The sequence below is a fragment of the Brevibacillus sp. RS1.1 genome, from assembly GCF_013284365.1.
In the GTDB taxonomy this organism is placed as follows: Bacteria; Bacillota; Bacilli; order Brevibacillales; family Brevibacillaceae; genus Brevibacillus; species Brevibacillus brevis_D.
The window spans coordinates 235,100-251,677 of record NZ_JABSVA010000003.1; the positions used below are offsets into that span (position 1 = coordinate 235,100).

13 protein-coding genes are annotated in these 16,578 nt (G+C 46.7%); 3 read left to right on the forward strand and 10 right to left on the reverse strand.

The genetic code is table 11. From position 1 onward, the window contains the following. Positions 1-4: 4 nt before the first annotated feature. Positions 5-427 carry a VOC family protein gene (locus tag HP570_RS11480; protein ID WP_173625849.1) on the reverse strand — a complete coding sequence of 141 codons (423 nt, stop codon included), beginning with the start codon at positions 425-427 and terminating at the stop codon, positions 5-7. Positions 428-545: 118 nt separating this feature from the next. On the opposite strand from HP570_RS11480, the gene HP570_RS11485 reads away from it, so the two are divergent. Continuing rightward, positions 546-824: a glycine zipper domain-containing protein gene (locus tag HP570_RS11485; protein WP_375138852.1), complete on the forward strand. Its 279-nt coding sequence runs from the start codon at positions 546-548 to the stop codon at positions 822-824. A gap of 60 nt (positions 825-884) precedes the next feature. Here the strand turns inward: HP570_RS11485 and HP570_RS11490 are convergent, their stop codons facing one another. The 3 genes from HP570_RS11490 to gltB all read right to left on the reverse strand — a co-directional run bounded on the left by HP570_RS11490 (position 885) and on the right by gltB (position 8,059). Further along, positions 885-1,361: a YfbM family protein gene (locus tag HP570_RS11490; protein ID WP_173625850.1), complete on the reverse strand. Its 477-nt coding sequence runs from the start codon at positions 1,359-1,361 to the stop codon at positions 885-887. A 14-nt stretch (positions 1,362-1,375) separates the two neighbouring features. Further along, positions 1,376-3,310, reverse strand: coding sequence for a hypothetical protein (locus HP570_RS11495; protein WP_173625851.1), 1,935 nt, complete (start codon positions 3,308-3,310; stop codon positions 1,376-1,378). A gap of 135 nt (positions 3,311-3,445) precedes the next feature. Beyond that, complete coding sequence (gltB, locus tag HP570_RS11500) at positions 3,446-8,059, reverse strand: glutamate synthase large subunit (RefSeq protein ID WP_173625852.1); 4,614 nt, start codon at positions 8,057-8,059, stop codon at positions 3,446-3,448. Between the two features lie 124 nt (positions 8,060-8,183). On the opposite strand from gltB, the gene gltC reads away from it, so the two are divergent. Then, the gene (gltC, locus tag HP570_RS11505; protein WP_016740522.1) at positions 8,184-9,086 is read left to right on the forward strand and encodes a glutamate biosynthesis transcriptional regulator GltC; all 903 of its coding nucleotides are present in this window, start codon (positions 8,184-8,186) and stop codon (positions 9,084-9,086) included. Positions 9,087-9,199: 113 nt separating this feature from the next. Here the strand turns inward: gltC and HP570_RS11510 are convergent, their stop codons facing one another. Next, entirely contained in the window at positions 9,200-9,991 is a 792-nt protein-coding gene (locus HP570_RS11510) for an SDR family NAD(P)-dependent oxidoreductase (protein ID WP_173625853.1), read from the reverse strand. Positions 9,992-10,178: 187 nt separating this feature from the next. Then, complete coding sequence (locus HP570_RS11515) at positions 10,179-11,204, reverse strand: helix-turn-helix transcriptional regulator (protein ID WP_173625854.1); 1,026 nt, start codon at positions 11,202-11,204, stop codon at positions 10,179-10,181. Between the two features lie 181 nt (positions 11,205-11,385). On the opposite strand from HP570_RS11515, the gene HP570_RS11520 reads away from it, so the two are divergent. Next, the gene (locus HP570_RS11520) at positions 11,386-12,210 is read left to right on the forward strand and encodes a hypothetical protein (protein WP_173625855.1); all 825 of its coding nucleotides are present in this window, start codon (positions 11,386-11,388) and stop codon (positions 12,208-12,210) included. A 40-nt stretch (positions 12,211-12,250) separates the two neighbouring features. Here HP570_RS11520 and ybaK read toward each other — a convergent pair whose 3' ends face one another. From ybaK to HP570_RS11540, 4 genes are all read right to left on the reverse strand, one after another. Continuing rightward, positions 12,251-12,730 (reverse strand): Cys-tRNA(Pro) deacylase, encoded by a 480-nt coding sequence (gene ybaK / locus HP570_RS11525; protein ID WP_173625856.1) that lies wholly within the window; start codon positions 12,728-12,730, stop codon positions 12,251-12,253. A gap of 115 nt (positions 12,731-12,845) precedes the next feature. After that, positions 12,846-14,423, reverse strand: coding sequence for a glutathione ABC transporter substrate-binding protein (locus HP570_RS11530; RefSeq protein ID WP_173625857.1), 1,578 nt, complete (start codon positions 14,421-14,423; stop codon positions 12,846-12,848). 179 nt (positions 14,424-14,602) lie between these two features. After that, the gene (locus HP570_RS11535; protein ID WP_015891016.1) at positions 14,603-14,893 is read right to left on the reverse strand and encodes a hypothetical protein; all 291 of its coding nucleotides are present in this window, start codon (positions 14,891-14,893) and stop codon (positions 14,603-14,605) included. A gap of 24 nt (positions 14,894-14,917) precedes the next feature. After that, a complete protein-coding gene (locus HP570_RS11540) occupies positions 14,918-16,576 on the reverse strand; it encodes a hypothetical protein (protein ID WP_173625858.1) in 1,659 nt (552 codons plus the stop codon). Between the last annotated feature and the right edge of the window lie 2 nt (positions 16,577-16,578).

Genomic DNA, 16,578 nt, shown 5'->3' on the forward strand with positions numbered 1-16,578 from the left:
CCTGCTACTTCATTCGTTTGGCAATCGGATGGTCTTCATTCAGCTGAAGCAAATCCCACAGGTTGCCATATAAATCCTGAAAGACAGCGACCATTCCATACGGCTGTACTTTTGGCTCTCTCACAAATTGGATTCCTCTTGCAACCATCTCATGATAATCTCTCCAAAAATCGTCTGTGTTTAAAAAGAGAAAAACTCTTCCGCCAGCCTGATTCCCGATAAATGGCTCTTGCTCAGGTTTGGATGCTTTTGCAAGCAAGATCGTAGTGCCAACAGAACCAGGCGGAGATACGACAACCCACCGCTTATCCTGTTCTGGCTGATACGTATCTTCCACTAACGTAAAATGGAGCTTCTTGGTATAAAACTCAATGGCTTCATCATAATCTTTGACCACGAGCGCGATGTGGACGATGGATTGAATCATGATCTTGCGTTCCTCCTGCTTAAAGGTTTTTTTTGGAATGAAAAGATAGGTTTGGGACAAACTATGCCTTGGGGCTGCACGTTTGATATAGCAGAGCTTCCCAACACTAATCGAGGGAGTGACAATCTTGGCTACGAACAACGAACGCAATCACAACGATGCTATCGGCAACGACGAAGCGAACATGACAGGCAGTGGAGCTGGTGAAGCTATAGGAACAGTTGGCGGTGCGGCAGTAGGTGCTGCTGTAGGTTCTATTTTAGGTCCGCTTGGTACCATTGCAGGTGCCGTTGCCGGGGGTGCAGTTGGCAACAAAATGGGGGAAAATGTGTCGGCTGACGCCAATGACACGTTTGGTGCTACGAATAATGATGCCAATAGAGACCGAACAGAATAAAGCAAGCTTCTTCTATGTTTCTCAAGACGAGGTGCAGGGGCAAACCTGCACCTCGTTCCATTAGCTGATGTAGAAAATAAGGCCTTTTTCTTGCTCTGCTGCTCGCTTAAAAAATGCTTGAACAGATTGAAAATGATGAAACATGTACGCAAAAAATCCTTCCGCTTCATCTCCCTCGTGAAGTGGGTACACATCATTTTCTACCAAGGTAGGAAAATGGTACTTCTCTTTTAGAGCTGACTCGGACACATTGGCAATGGCCTCATACGCTGCTTTTACCTGTTCACTATGTAAATAAAATGCGCCAAACTCCCCGAATTCAACTGCTTGGTCCGTTAATAAAGGTACCACATAGCAAAATGGAGGCTCTCCATCCATTAATTCTCCGCACAACGTATAGGGAATGGCTTGCCAGGTTTTATCTATATCCAGCATATCCTCTTCTTTCAGCTCTACCTCATATAAATCGATCGTCCCTGCAATCCATGAATCAATCATCTCGTCATTTGCTATGATGTAATTGCCACACATACCCATTCTGTTTCTCCCCCTTACTTCTTATTTAAATAATCTTCTACTGATTTTCGCAAATACTTGCTTGTCGCTTTTTCGGTCATCTTTTTCATTTCTTCTTGTTGTTCCTTATCAGCTTTTCTTTTTTTGCGCTTATCTTCCCTTGCCTCCAATGTTCTTTTCCCATTTCTGTTCGTTTTGTTTTTACTGTCTGTTTTTTTGTCATTATGATAATATTCCATGCCAAAATCATACCCAGTTATCGAATACACTACTTGTAAGCTACGAAATATTTTCTCTTTATATAGAGGATAGAACTCATTTACTGTGTCCTTGTATAAATTCCTTCCGATTCGATGGTTTTTTATCCATGTTAGGGTTAGGGTCTGTGCCTCTAGTATTTTGTTATACTGGGCCATGTTTTGTTGAGCACTCTCTATCTCATCCTCTTTCTTATTGTCTAATTCTTCCACCAACATGGCGAACTCACTTGCTATGATATCGAAGTTCTCTTTTTCTTTCTCAAAGCTTTCCTCTTCTTCTTGTTGTACATCAAAATATGGGTAATAATCCGCCTCTATTTCCTTAAGTATCTCGTATTCATTTCGAATTTTGTTTTCATTTAATTGATAAATAAATAGACATTTTTTCTCGTCTCGTTCGTCTAACAGGGAAATGCCTTCTGGAATTAATCTCATTTTTTCTGGCTTTTCTACATCACCAATTTCTTCAATCTCATCGATAAGAATTTTGTTTCGTTTCAGTTTGGCTGGTATGATTTCCAAAACATTGGTGGACGAAGCTTGCCCCTTTTTCACCTCACCAAAATGAGCTACTGCATTCGCTTCGTCTCCCTTCCATTCTACCGGTTTTTGATTTTTCAAAAAGTCTGTAGGTAATGATTGATGCATAGAATAGCGAATCCCTTTCACTTTCGTCGCCTCGAAGTTGTTGGAATCACTATCATAGAGCTCCTCATTTCCGTCCTTATCGGAAAATGCGAGATTAAATCTTGCTGTGTGGCTTTTTCTCGTAAAATCCAAATTCCCTTCATCCATTGTTTGAGAAAACTGTTCGAAAGAAGACTCTCCCTCTGTTGGACTGGCAAATTTCCAATTCTCTTCATCTTTCTTGCTCATTTCCGCCTTTGCATCCCATTTAAACGGAATCCTGACTGGTAGCTGAATTTCCCATGGCTTCGTTGAATCGACTTGCTTCAAAGCACCTAGCTTAACCAATTGTTCTTGATCCACACGAAAGTTCCATTGATCGTATTTTACCTCAACAGAGTACGTATACTCCGTACCTCTTGCCGCTCCACGTAGCATTTTTTCAATCGTATTATTATAAGAATGCTCGTTGTTTTTCTCATCCTGCGGGGCTATATTCCACGCTTGGTTCGATTCGATTCCTCGTACAATCTGATAACCGACCAAGTGCCCCCCATTGTATACGGTTTTAGCTGCAGCATTTTTTCCATCCCGTATCAATCGCTCTTCTGTACCCAGATTGCCAATCGCACTTACAACCGAATCGCCTTTACGATCCTTTCTCGATGTGCCTTTTTTTACGATAGCAGTAACGGAATGAGGACGATCACATGTATCTCCTAATACTTCTGTCTTGGAAAAGAAGTTTTTATTTACGTTGTCCTCCCCATATGTATCTTTCAATACGCCCAAAAAGGTAGGGAGGTCTTTATCTGCTCGAACAGCAGTAAATTTACCTTCGTTATTTGGATTGTTAGCATACTCATCTTTTGTGTAATCGGTTGGTTCAATATCCTTAAATTTGCCTTGTATAACCGGTTGCTTATTTCTTTGCTTTTGATGTAACTGGATCATGGCTTTGTTTCCGATTTTTTTGGCGAGCTGTAAGACATGGGGTGCAGCGCTTTTTGGGGTTGGGGATAGCGAAGAATTTTCAGGGGTTTGCCGATAACTTGATTGCGATTCGTGATTTTGGAAAAACATCCCATCACCTGCCATACAATCATTTATAGAATCTAATCTTTTCTTATCATATCAAATTCTGTCTTTTTTCCCAATCTGTTTGAATGAAAACGAAGAAAGGCCGACGACTCACAAAATAAGTCATCGGCCAACTCCTCATTTCCCCACTGAAACATAGGATTGCTCGGGCAATTTCTTTTTCGGGGCTTTGGCATCGCCTTTCTTCTGGCTCATTTCAAAAGCTGCCAATATCGCCTCTTGGCGCTTCATGCCGGATTTCTCCAACTCCTCCATTGTGGAGACGATTTGCTTGTAATCTTTTGGAATGACTTTGACAAACTGTTGGACGGTTCGTTCCCACTCATCGAGCAAAGCTTGTGCATAACGGCTGCCTGTGTGGTTGACGTGGTTTTCCAGCAAGCGTTTGACTCGTGCGATTTCCCGTTGATCTTCCAGTGTCTCCAGGAGTACCATTTCCTGATTGCACATCGCAGCAAACTTCTCTTTATCCTCAGCCAGCACGTAAGCAGTACCACCTGACATGCCTGCTGCAAAGTTTTTGCCGACGGGACCAAGAACGACGACGCGTCCTCCAGTCATGTACTCGCAGCCATGGTCGCCTACTCCCTCAACGACTGCCGTCACTCCGCTGTTGCGCACGCAGAACCGCTCACCAGCCATGCCGTTGATATACGCCTCCCCAGAGGTAGCTCCGTAGAACGCAACGTTTCCGATAATCATGTTGTGCTCGGGAGCGAATTTGCTGTTTTTCGATGGTGCGACCGTTATTTTGCCGCCAGATAACCCTTTTCCTACGTAGTCATTTGCATCTCCTTCGAGATGAAGCGTGATCCCTCGTGGAACAAATGCCCCGAAGCTTTGACCTGCCGAACCCGTAAAATGCAGGCGGATGGTATCCTCCGGCAGACCGTGCTCGCCAAAGCGTTTGGTTACCTCGCTGCCCAAGATCGTACCGACCACGCGATTCGTATTGGTGATGGCGAGCTTTGCCTCTACCTGCTGCTGTTTATTCAATGCGGGCTTGCACAGCTTGAGCAGTTTTTGACGATCCAGCGTTTCTTCCAGCTTGTGATCTTGGTTGCGCTGATGATAGCGGCCCACATCCTCGGAGACATCCGGTTGGAACAAAAGCGCAGACAAATCAATGTGCTTGGCTTTCCAATGTTCTTTTGCCTTGTCGCCCATCTTCAGGACATGGCTCTGACCGATCATCGACTCGATGGAGTGATAGCCCAGCTCCGCCATGATCTCACGAACTTCACGGGCAACGAGACGCATGAAATTCACGGCATGCTGCGGATCGCCTTTAAACCGTTTGCGAAGCTCGGGATTTTGTGTGGCCACACCCACTGGGCATGTATCGAGGTGGCATACACGAGCCATGACACAACCAATGGAAACAAGTGGAGCTGTAGCGAAGCCGAATTCCTCCGCTCCGAGTAAAGCTGCAATGACGACATCGCGTCCCGTCATTAGTTTGCCATCGGTTTCCAGAACCACACGGTCGCGCAACCGGTTGAGCAAGAGCGTCTGATGTGTCTCAGCAAGACCGAGTTCCCATGGCAATCCTGCGTGCTTGATGCTTGATTTTGGGGATGCGCCTGTGCCTCCATCGTGTCCACTGACCACAATGACATCTGCAAGACCTTTCGCCACACCAGCCGCAATCGTTCCAACTCCCGCCTTGGATACGAGCTTCACGCTGATTCGTGCTCGCGGATTCGCATTTTTTAAGTCAAAAATCAGCTGTGCCAAATCCTCAATCGAGTAAATATCGTGATGAGGAGGCGGCGAAATGAGTCCAACTCCTGGTGTCGATCCGCGTACTTCGGCAATCCATGGGTAGACCTTGCTTCCTGGCAATTGACCGCCTTCGCCCGGCTTTGCCCCCTGTGCCATCTTGATCTGAATCTCAGAGGCATTGACCAAGTAATGACTAGATACGCCAAAGCGTCCGGATGCGACCTGCTTGATTGCACTGCGTCGCAAATCTCCGTTTTCATCCATGATGTAACGAGCCGAATCCTCGCCGCCTTCCCCGCTGTTGCTTTTCGCACCTAAACGGTTCATGGCGATCGCTAAGGTCTCATGTGCTTCCTTGCTGAGAGAGCCGTATGACATCGCTCCCGTTTTAAAACGATGGACAATGGAATCAACAGATTCTACCTCACTCAGCGGAATCGGCTGCCGATTGGACTTGAAATCGAGCAAATGCCGCAGAGCTACGAATTGCTGGGTTGTCGCTTGCTCTGCATAGATTTTGTACTGCTCATAGCTACCTTCCCGACAAGCTTTTTGCAGGGCATGAACCGTCTTTGGGTTGAACAAGTGAAACTCACCATCACGGCGGAACTGAAAATCACTGCCTGCCTCCAATCCTTCCTCGGAATGCTCCGGCAAAAATGCTTTTGCATGGCGAATCAAAGTCTCTTGCGCAATTACATCCAGTCCAATCCCCGAAATCTGTGAAGGGGTACGGCTAAAATAACGATCGATGACGGCAGAATGAATGCCCACCGCTTCAAAAATTTGTGCGCCGCGGTAGCTCTGAATGGTCGAAATGCCCATCTTGGACATGACTTTTACAACACCTTCTACGGCTGTTTGCAGGTAAACCTCGACTGCTTCGTCGCTCGTAATCTCCTTCAGCTTTGCCGATACAGCCAGATTGCTTACCGTTGAGATGGCGACGTATGGGTTGATCGCATCGGCACCGTATCCAATTAGCATGGCAAACTGGTGTACATCACGCGGTTCACCGGATTCTATGATGATGCTCGCTTTGGTACGTGTCCCTGCGCGGACGAGATGATGGTGAAGTCCACTTCCAGCCAGCAAGGCAGGAATGGCGGCCAACTCTTGATTCATTCCCCGATCAGATAAAATCAGCAAGGTGTAGCCAGCAGCAATCGCTTCATCCGCCGCAGCGAACATTTGATCAAGTGCCAGCTCTAGCCCGTGTTCGCCCCCTTGGGCTGGGAAGAGTATCGACAATGTTTTTGCCCTGAACTCTTGGTATGGGTTCGCGCGAAGCTTCGCCAGCTCTTGATTGGAGATCAACGGATTGGACAAACGAATCCTGCGGCAATTGCTCGCATCTGGTGCAAGCAGGTTTCCTTCCGCGCCAAGTACAGTGTGGGTCGATGTGACGCAAGCCTCCCGCAACGCATCAATCGGCGGATTGGTGACTTGGGCGAAAGACTGTTTGAAATAGTGGTACAAGAGCTGTGCACGATCAGAGAGTACCGCGAGTGGTGTGTCTACGCCCATCGAACCAATGGGGTCTTTCTGCTCAGCCACCATCGGGGCAAGTACCTTATCGACTTCCTCCTGTGTATAGCCAAATGCTTTTTGATGCACAAGCAAGCTGTCTCCTTGCAGCTCCTCCATGTGACCCGCTGCCGGGAAATCCTCGATAACATGTAAGTTGTCTTTCACCCACTCCCGGTATGGCTGTTCGCTTGCGATTTTTTGCTTGATTTCCTGGTCAGAAACGATTCTGCCTTCCTCGAGATCGACCAGCAACATCCGTCCCGGACTCAGCCGGCCTTTCTGAACAATTGTTTCATCTGGTACTTCGAGAACGCCAACCTCTGATGAGAAAATGATGGTATCATCGGACGTCACATAGTATCTCGCCGGTCGCAAGCCATTTCGGTCGAGAATCGCGCCGATGTGTCTGCCATCCGTAAAGGAAATAGCTGTTGGACCATCCCACGGCTCCATGAGGCAGCTGTGATACTCGTAAAAAGCTTTCTTATTTTCGTCGATTTGCTCATCCTGATCCCACGGTTCAGGAATCATCATCATTGCGACATGCGGCAAGGAGCGACCTGCCAGCGAGAAAAACTCCACGCAGTTATCCAAAATCGCCGAATCACTACCCGCCATATCAATGACTGGCACCACTTTTGCCAAATCAGCACCAAACACATCGGACTGGAACATTTTCTCACGAGCCATCATCCAGTTCATGTTTCCTTGCAAGGTGTTGATTTCCCCGTTGTGAATCAAATAACGATTCGGGTGCGCCCTCTCCCAGGTAGGGAATGTGTTCGTACTGAAACGGGAGTGAACGACTGAGAAGGTGGAAGTGTAAGAATTATCTTGCAAATCAAGGTAAAAAGCATCCAGTTGTCCTGGTGTGAGCAATCCTTTATAAACAATCGTACGCGAAGACATGGAAGCGGCGTAAAAATCAGCACCTGTTGCCCGTTCCACCTGCTTGCGAATGACGTACAGCTTCCGCTCAAATGCCATTTGGTCCTGTATATTCGAGCTGGCTCCGATGAATATTTGGCGGACATAAGGCTGACTCGCTACAGCCGTCTTGCCAATTTTCGTCGCATCGACAGGAACGGTTCTCCAGCCGAGCAGTTTTTGTCCCTCTGCTGCAACAATCTCCTCCAGCTGCTCTTCATACTTTTGCCGTTTCGCATCGTCCATCGGAAGAAACAGCATACCTACACCGTATTTGCCTGACGCCGGCAGCGTGATATTCAGCTCTTTACAGGTCTTTTTGAAAAAGGCGTGTGGAATTTGCGTTAAGATTCCTGCACCGTCTCCCGTTTCTGGATCACTGCCTTGACCGCCGCGGTGTTCCAGTTGGCACAGAATTTTCAAACCCTTCCGGACCATATCATGCGTTGATTTCGATTTCAAATTGGCAATAAAACCAATTCCGCAAGCGTCATGTTCGAAAATCGGATCGTACAGGCCTTGCTTAGCAGGCATTCCTTGTGTCGTCATGGATCTCCACTCTCCTTGCTCTCTCTGGTATGTACATTTTAGATTGAGTGAAACGATACAAACAATATATAATTTATGCAAAATCTATCTCAAATCGAGATAAATGGGGAAAGTGGGGGTATTCATGGAGCTCCGACAGATTCAATACTTTATCGAGGTTGCCAAACGGGAGCACTTCACCGAAGCCTCCCATCATTTGCACGTCGCTCAGTCTGCCCTCAGTCGGCAAATCGCCAATCTGGAGGAGGAGCTCGGTGTGTCACTGTTCCTCCGCGAAGGTCGCAATATCAAGCTGACAGCAGTCGGAAAAATCTTTTTGCAGCACGTCGAAATGGCCATGAACGAAATCGAGAAAGCGAAAGAAAAGATCGAGGAGTTCCTTGACCCGTCACGGGGCACGATTCGTGTTGGTTTTACGAGTAGCCTTGCCGCCAATCCCCTTCCGACGGTCATCTCCGGTTTTCGCGCGCGTTATCCGGACATCGGCTTTCAATTAAAGCAAGGCTCTTATCAAGGGCTGATCGACTCGGTCATCCATGGTGAAATCGACTTGGCTTTTCTTGGACCTGTTCCCACTCATGAGAAAAATGTGCGCAGCTACATCTTCTTCGCTGAAAATATCGTCGCGTTGCTGCCCGCGAAGCATCCGCTGTCCAAACAACCAAGCTTGCGTCTCAGTCAGTTGCAGGAAGATACTTTTGTGTTGTTTCCACCCGGTTTCATCCTGCGCAATATCGCTGTCAATGCTTGCTCACAAATGGGCTTTTCTCCTAAAGTTGCTTTTGAAGGTGAAGACATCGATGCGATTAAAGGATTGGTAGCGGCAGGCTTGGGTGTCACTTTGTTACCAGAGCTTACGTTAACGGATAACGTTCCTCGTGAGACAGTAAAAATCCCGATAAGTGAGCCATTGGTGACGCGAACAGTAGGCATTATCATCCCGAACAACCGTGAGCTTCCCCCTTCTGAAAAGCTTTTTTATCATTTTCTGAAAGAGTTTTTTGATGTGCTGAGTAAGTATAGTTAACGGAAAAAGTCCTGATGAACAGATGCATCAGGACTTTTGTGTATCTTCATTCAGTTACAGGGATTTTCCATTTGCTGGCTCCACTGGCACTTGGCCGCGTCGATCTCGGTATTTTAAAAAATAGTTGGCACCATGCCCCCGTCCATACGGATTGGTGAACCTTTAAATGCGGTTGCATAAGGACTGGATACAAATGCTACCAGCCTGCCAATTTCAAAAGGCTTGATAAACCGCTGTAATTCGGATTGCGGCAGGTTTGCTGCCATAAATTGATTTTCTTTTTCCGAAAATGCCAGATCATCAGGAAACAGGCTATCAATGATTTGATAGACATTTTCGGAAAGCGTTGGTCCTGGTATGATTGTATTGGAGGTGACTTCGGTTCCTACCGTTTGTTTCGATAGACTTTTTGACAGGGATAATAGCATCGATTTCGTCATGCAATACTGAGGCATTTGCCCTGAAGGCATGATCGCTTCTTCACTTGCGATAAAGATAATTCGTCCAAAATTGTTCTTCAACATGCTAGGCAAGTAAAATTTAGATAATCCATTCGCGGCAAGGACATTGGTTCGGAAGTATTTTTCCCATACTTCATCGTCAACGTCTTCATAGGACATGATTTCATAAATCCCCATATTGTTAACGAGAATATCAACGTTGGGATATTTCTCAAATAAAGCTTCTCTTTGCTGCCTATCCACAATATCTGCCGTAGCATTCTGAGGTGAAGTAGCCGGGAATTCCGCCTTTAATTCATTTACGATTCGTTCTACCTCTTCATCATTCCGACCATTTACAAGAACATTGGCGCCTTCTCTGGCAAGCTCAATGGCAATTGCTTTCCCAATCCCTCTCGTCGATCCCGTTACCAAAGCAGTTTTGTTCCGTAGTCCCATATCCATAACACTTGTCTCCTTTGTAGTCATTCGCGGCAAACTGACTAGAAGTTCATCTTGGAACATCCTTGTGCTCCGGATAGAGATTATCGTACTTTGTCTGGATCGTTCGGTAACTAGCGTACGATGCCAATTTTCTTGCTGAACCCGCCAAATATGAAAACTGGGAAATTGTAGCCCTGCTTGGAACGGGTTAGGTTAGGAATTCTATGACGGGTGGATTGACCCGAAAGTATTCGGAACGCCAGTTTGAAGGTGTATCGCCTTCCCAAAGGCGAAAGGCCCGGTAGAATGAGTTCTGATCTTCATATCCAAGTAAAAAAGCCACTTCTTTTATATCAAGCTTGGGGTCGGCCAAGTATTCTCGTGCCTGTTCATGCCGAGCCTGTGTCAACAGTTGCTTGAACGTTGTGCTTTCATCCGCAAGACGACGTTGCAAGGTACGATCGCTCATGCCCAGCTCGCTGGCAACTGCTCGAATATCAAGGCGACCTCCGGTTAGGCTTCGCTTCAAGATCCACTTGACCTTCTCAGCAATGGAATGACTGCCCTGTTCATCCAATGATCGGTCCAATACAGGTGTCAATATCTCTAACAATTCTTTGTTATACGAAAGAAAGGGTCGGTCCAGATCGCGTCGATGGAGGGTTAATCGGTTATCAGTGGCACCCATTCGTATCGGGCAACCGAAGTAAGCTTCAAGTGCAGTTACATCCCCCATCGCGTGAGAAAATTCCACGGACTGAGCAGTTAAACGCTTGCCCGTGCCCCGTCGTCCAAGTTCTAGAAGAAAGGCGAGCGTGGTTCCAATCAGGACTGGTGGTCCGGGCTGCTCGCTGTGCATCCATTCCAATTCGATTGTACAGCGCTCTCCCTCCTCTGTTATACGCAACCTTTCCGGAGGGCACAGTTGTTTGTATCGGGCCATTCGATAAAGCGCGTCGCGATAGTCACGAGCATGGTAGGTCGCTAAAACAGTCGGTGGATAAAGTGCCGTTTCAAAACTGGTTGAAAGCTTGATGATTCCCGTAGCAATATCACCAACGAGATCGGAATACGCTTGCCAGATTCTGAAATATTGAGCGGTGGTGACTACGGCTGGTTCTGTAAGAATGGTGAGCGGAAGGCACGCTTTCCGAGCTAGGTCGTGTGGGGCAATCCCTAGTCGTTGTAATCCCGCCCAAAATCCCGCCGGGAATTTTATTCGGTCTGATTTCATTACGTATGGATCTCCTTTAATTGCTTACCGATTCGTTCCGCTTATCCCTAAGTATACATGAAGGTGATCGTACCCGTTATTTGACGCCTCCACATTTTGCGATTCAAATATAGCGGTATGCGGAAAGTTTTACTATGATATGGGAATAGTGTCACATTTCAGTAAGAGAGGTGATGTTCTTATGCTAGATTTCGCAAGTCCTGTATGGGGTAAGCTACAAGGCCCTTATGGCTTTTCTGATCGCATCCCTCCGCTCATCCAGCATATAATGCACGACTATTTTTCCGACGAAAAAGAAGAGTTGTATTGGGAGCTTCTGTATCATCAAAATACGATTTATCCATGTACATATGCTGCTGTCCCCCATTTAGTAGAGATCGCACGAAAAACAGAGAGCCCCGCTATTTTGTTGGACATCTTCATCACCTGCGGTATTTTCGAAGCCAGTAGAGAAAATGCGCCTCATGGGGATGTGCCAACGGAGTTTTTACGAGATCAGCCTCCATTATTGGATCAAGAGACCATCAGAGAAATCGATCGTGAATACCGCCGTGCCATTCTATCACTGACAGAGCAGACAGAACCCATCCTTCACCTAGCACGGACGGGAGAGCATGATGCAGACAAGCGCTACATACTAGCTGCGGACGCTGCGTTTCGTGGGGACAAAGACATTGCCAACATGCTTCTCACCTTTTCTGCGGGTGACGAATATGTAACGGTGTGTCCTACATGTGATCAGTCTATCTATATATGGCCAGATGAGGACGAGGATGTCTTGTACGGTTACGAAGAAGACCCCGTTTTTCATGAGAAAGCGAAACGATTTTCAATCATCACAAAAAAACCGGACACGCCAAACGACAGCGGACTTCAGAGATTATACCAACGTGCGCTTGCGATTGAGGATAAAACACTGCTTGCGCACCTTCCTTATCTTGCTGGTGAATTGAATTGCTGCTCATGTGACACCCCTATCCACGTTTGGACGGGACTTTTTTCATAAACAGCAAAAAGGCCCCAGCTAATGCCGTGGCCTTTTTGCTTTAGATGGCAGATACATCTGCCAAGGAACCTTTCGTTGCTTGTAACAAGCCCTCTACTGACATCTCGATCTGGACGCCAATGTTTCCCCCACTGACGATGATCGTCTCTAACGATTGTGCTCGTTGATCGATCACCGTCGGAAACAATTTCTTCATCCCAACTGGCGAACATCCACCACGAATATAGCCAGATACTTTGGTGATTTCTTTCACGGGAATCATCTCGATCTTCTTTTCGCCGACTGCTTTCGCCGCTTTTTTGAGATCAAGCTCAGCTTCAACGGGAATGACAAACACATAATACGATTTACTCGTCCCTTGCGAAATCAATGTTTTATAGACAACGCTCTCTTCGCGACCGATCTTTTTGGCGACAGCGATTCCGTCTATTTTTCCATCATCCGTTGCATACGTCAGCATGGTATATGCGATCTTTTCTTTATCCAATATCCGCATTGCATTCGTTTTTCCTTGCTTCACGCCATTCCACCTCCGCTACACGCTGGTCAACAAAATATAATCTATCTTAGGGGATGCCGTTCTACTTTTCAACCAAAAAACGCCACTGACACAAGCATGTCAGCGGCGCCTCGTCTTATTGAATCGTTACTTCGTCAATCTCGATATGACCTGCTGGGCTAATCCATACCCCTTGTACATTCTTTTGAATCGCCGCCAAGGTCTCGGAGAATCGGAACGGAATAAGCGGTGCTTCGTTCATTTCGATTTGTTGTGCTTTTTCATAGAGTTGCTTCCGTTTTTCTGCGTCTGTTTCTCGGCGTCCTTCGTCAATCAGCTTGTCTACTTCCGGATTGTTGTAGAAGGAATGGTTACCAGGTGCGCCATGTGCTTTCGAGTGATACAGGTTCGATTGATTGTAGTCGGCATCGCCCGTAGCATTTCCCCATCCACTCATGAACAGGTCTGTCTCCCCTTTGGAAGCTGCATCGATATAAGCCCCGAATTCCATCACATCCAGTTGCAGGTCAATCCCGATTGGCTTGAGCTGTTGCTGCAAAACCTCGGCGACGCTAATCCGTGCTTTGTTATCATTCAACGCGATTTTTGCTTTGAAGCCGTTTGGATATCCAGCCTCTGCTAGCAATTGTTTCGCTTTCTCGACATCATACGGAATGTCTTTTACATTCGGGCTGTATCCAACCATCGCTGGTGTAATCGAGGAGTGTGCTGGTGTTCCCACATTGTTGTAAACACCTTCAATAATGGTTTTCTTGTCGATTGCGTGGGCAATGGCTTGGCGAACACGCACATCATCAAACGGCTTTTTCTTTGTATTCAAACCGATGTGATCGACAGAGAAACCAGGATAACGCCCCAATTGCATCGATGGAGAATTTTGTACGCGATCGATGTCCGTCACAGGCAGGTTTTCTGCCACTTGAACTTCTCCTGTCTCAACCATGGCAAGGCGAGTTGTGTCTTCCGGTACGGTTTTGAAAACGACTTTATCCAAATTTGGTTTACCGCCATAGTAGCTATCGTTTCTCACGAGAACCACTTCTTGACCCGGCGTCCATTTTTCAAATTTGTACGGGCCCGTACCGGTTGGATGCTTGCTCAATTCTTTTCCATATTGTTCAATGGCTTTCGGGCTGATAATGCTTCCCTCTGCACTCGCCAAAACAGACAAGATCGGTGCGTACGGGTAATTCAAAATAAATTGTACCGTGTACTCATCTACTACCTTCACTTCTTTGATTGCTTCAAACATGTTAATCCGACTGGAGCCAACGGCAGGGTCTTGAACGCGAGCGATCGTTGCTTTAACCGCTTCCGCATTGAAAGGTGCGCCATCATGGAACGTCACTCCTTGACGTAGCTTGAACTCCCACGTCAAGTCATCGAGCTGCTTCCACTCACTAGCGAGGGATGGTACGTATTTGCTTTCTTTATCCATGCGGACAAGCCCTTCGTATACTTTGTGATGAATGATTGCTGCTGAAGGGATTTGGGACAGGAAATGCGGGTCGAGGTTGTTCGCATCGGACAGACGCGCGATGACGAGGGTTCCTCCTGTTTTGCCAGCTTCCGTAGTACCCCCTGCTTGTCCGGCGCTAGTCGCCGTATCCTGCCCTGACGAACACCCAGCCATAGCCGCAGATACCGCGATTGTCATGGCGATCAGCGTGTGATAAAAGCTCTTCTTTTTCATCTGTGTTCCCCCAATTCTTGTTGCAAATGTTTTAGCATTCAAACATGTTTTATTTTAGACAATATTCAGTCATTAAATTTTCACTTTGTTTACCTTTATTTTCAGTTTCTTTACAACTTGATAAATAAACAAAAAAAAGAGAGACTCCTCAAGAATCTCTCTTTCTTCACTGGACTCTATTACAATGATCGCGTCAAAGGCTTTTTCATCATATTGATGTACTGCACCACATACAAATACTGCTGCGTTAGCAACTCCGCATCTGTTTTTACTTCCTGCAAATAGCGATTGCCCTCTACATGCAGGTCTTCGATCAATGAGCCGAGAAAGCTCATATCGTATTCGGTCGCGAGCTCTTGCAGTTTTTTCAGCTCTTGCAAATCTTGTCTGTCAAGTTTATGAATTCCTTTGAGTAACAAGCGTTCCTGCCAATCAGTCAGCTTTTCGGTAAAGGAATATAACTCCTCCATGATTTTACGTCCACTCCCTCACCGTTATAGGTCTAACTTAAAGCTCGTCAGCGATTTGCCCTGCATGATGCTGATCGGATAAAGCCCATCTCCTAGTTCTTGCACAAGCAAATACACATCGCGCAACTCTAGCAGCCGTTTGTTTTGTTCGAGATGACGTATATTGCGGGCGAATTCGCCTTGATAAGAGATGCTCAATTGGAGAGAATGACTTTGCTCGTCTTCGATTGTCAGAATCAACTGCTGCGTCTTCTGATCGAAATCGACTTGGTTGAACTTGTTCGCTTTCAATAGAAAAACCGAGTCCAACGCAGTCTCAAACATATCGCCTGCCGCGTCCTTCCATCCATTTGACCAGTCGCGAACGAGCACCTTGCCGAGATCGAGCTCTTCGATATTGTCTCTGGGAACGATGGTTAGCTGCGTCTCTTCACTAGAAGACAAGCGCTGCTCCCGATTCGTCTTCGCCTGCGTCAGGATGACCTGTGAATGAGAAAGCTCCTCCATCGAGATCAACCCGCCCCAGGGTACCTTGCCTTTATAGCTGTCCTTAAAGGAAAAGGATATGCCTTCATAATACACGGGGCGCGCTTCTGTATACGTGTAGATGCGTTGATCAGAAAGCGAGTAAAAGTAATATGTAATCCCCTTGTACCCTGACCGCGTCTCCCATGGATTTGCTCCCAATGCATATAGACTTAACTGCGGAACCATATGGTACTTACTTTTGAAGCTGCCGAGTAGCTGCTTTTTCGCTTCGGTATGATCGGTCTTCTCTAGAGCAAGCAAGCTGAGATACACCCGGGAAAGTCGGTCGAGCAGCGCTTCCGTCGAAAACTTGACATGGCGCTGAAAAAATAAGTTCAACTCCCCATGAATGCCGCGAATGTCCTTTTCCACACGAGGAAGATTGCCGTTATGCGCAGCGATAGCAAGCAGCTCCAGTCGTGTACAAATCGTCTGGGATAGCTTTGCCAAGCCAATGCCAAGAATCTCTGCGATCAGGGCTTTGGCTTCCGTTACGACATCCGTTTCATAGCTGACATCGGTTACAGATGCTTGTAACTGCTCACGATCCTGTAGCTGGTGCATGGCCCGGTAGCGCAAAATGACCTCCAGCTTGTGCAAGCAATTGCCTTTTGCTTTGCAGGTGCACATGCTCTTCCCGATCTCCGATTCACTGTCAAAAGATACGGAAATATCTTGGGTGTGCAATGTCATCGTTAAAAAGGATGTTTCAACGACTTCCATCTCCTCGAAATAGTCGAGGCGAAACAGCACTTCTTCCAACTGCGCTGGGGTAAAAGCCTTACTAATGTGAGACGGCTGCAATTGCAAGAGCCAGCTAAAGTCAGGCTTGTAGGTCTCCTGCTCTTCCTCGGTCTCTGCTCCTGCTTGCGAATGGTTTTGGGCATAGTAGACGATGGAGATGATGACATGCTTGCATATCTTGTCAGATGGACATGAGCAGGAAAAACGCTCAATATCTGCATGAAGTCGGCATACGCTGTCATCTGACAGCGCACACTCGACGTAATCGTCTCCGAACTCGTAGGAAACGGACATCCCTTTTTCCATTTCCTTGATGGAACGGTTGTAAATCCCTTTATTCGCGTATTTGATTAAATACTCTTCGTTGCACAGCGCGATAAACCGATGAAATTCTGATGTGAAATCTGCCATCG

What these genes read in the sequence shown, in the direction of transcription:
- gltB (WP_173625852.1), bottom strand. Translation starts at nt 8,059, where the DNA reads ATGACGACACAAGGAATGCCTGCTAAGCAAGGCCTGTACGATCCGATT.
- HP570_RS11480 (WP_173625849.1), bottom strand. Translation starts at nt 427, where the DNA reads ATGATTCAATCCATCGTCCACATCGCGCTCGTGGTCAAAGATTATGAT.
- HP570_RS11540 (WP_173625858.1), bottom strand. Translation starts at nt 16,576, where the DNA reads ATGGCAGATTTCACATCAGAATTTCATCGGTTTATCGCGCTGTGCAAC.
- HP570_RS11490 (WP_173625850.1), bottom strand. Translation starts at nt 1,361, where the DNA reads ATGGGTATGTGTGGCAATTACATCATAGCAAATGACGAGATGATTGAT.
- HP570_RS11515 (WP_173625854.1), bottom strand. Translation starts at nt 11,204, where the DNA reads ATGAAATCAGACCGAATAAAATTCCCGGCGGGATTTTGGGCGGGATTA.
- HP570_RS11520 (WP_173625855.1), top strand. Translation starts at nt 11,386, where the DNA reads ATGCTAGATTTCGCAAGTCCTGTATGGGGTAAGCTACAAGGCCCTTAT.
- gltC (WP_016740522.1), top strand. Translation starts at nt 8,184, where the DNA reads ATGGAGCTCCGACAGATTCAATACTTTATCGAGGTTGCCAAACGGGAG.
- HP570_RS11535 (WP_015891016.1), bottom strand. Translation starts at nt 14,893, where the DNA reads ATGGAGGAGTTATATTCCTTTACCGAAAAGCTGACTGATTGGCAGGAA.
- HP570_RS11495 (WP_173625851.1), bottom strand. Translation starts at nt 3,310, where the DNA reads ATGTTTTTCCAAAATCACGAATCGCAATCAAGTTATCGGCAAACCCCT.
- HP570_RS11530 (WP_173625857.1), bottom strand. Translation starts at nt 14,423, where the DNA reads ATGAAAAAGAAGAGCTTTTATCACACGCTGATCGCCATGACAATCGCG.
- HP570_RS11510 (WP_173625853.1), bottom strand. Translation starts at nt 9,991, where the DNA reads ATGGATATGGGACTACGGAACAAAACTGCTTTGGTAACGGGATCGACG.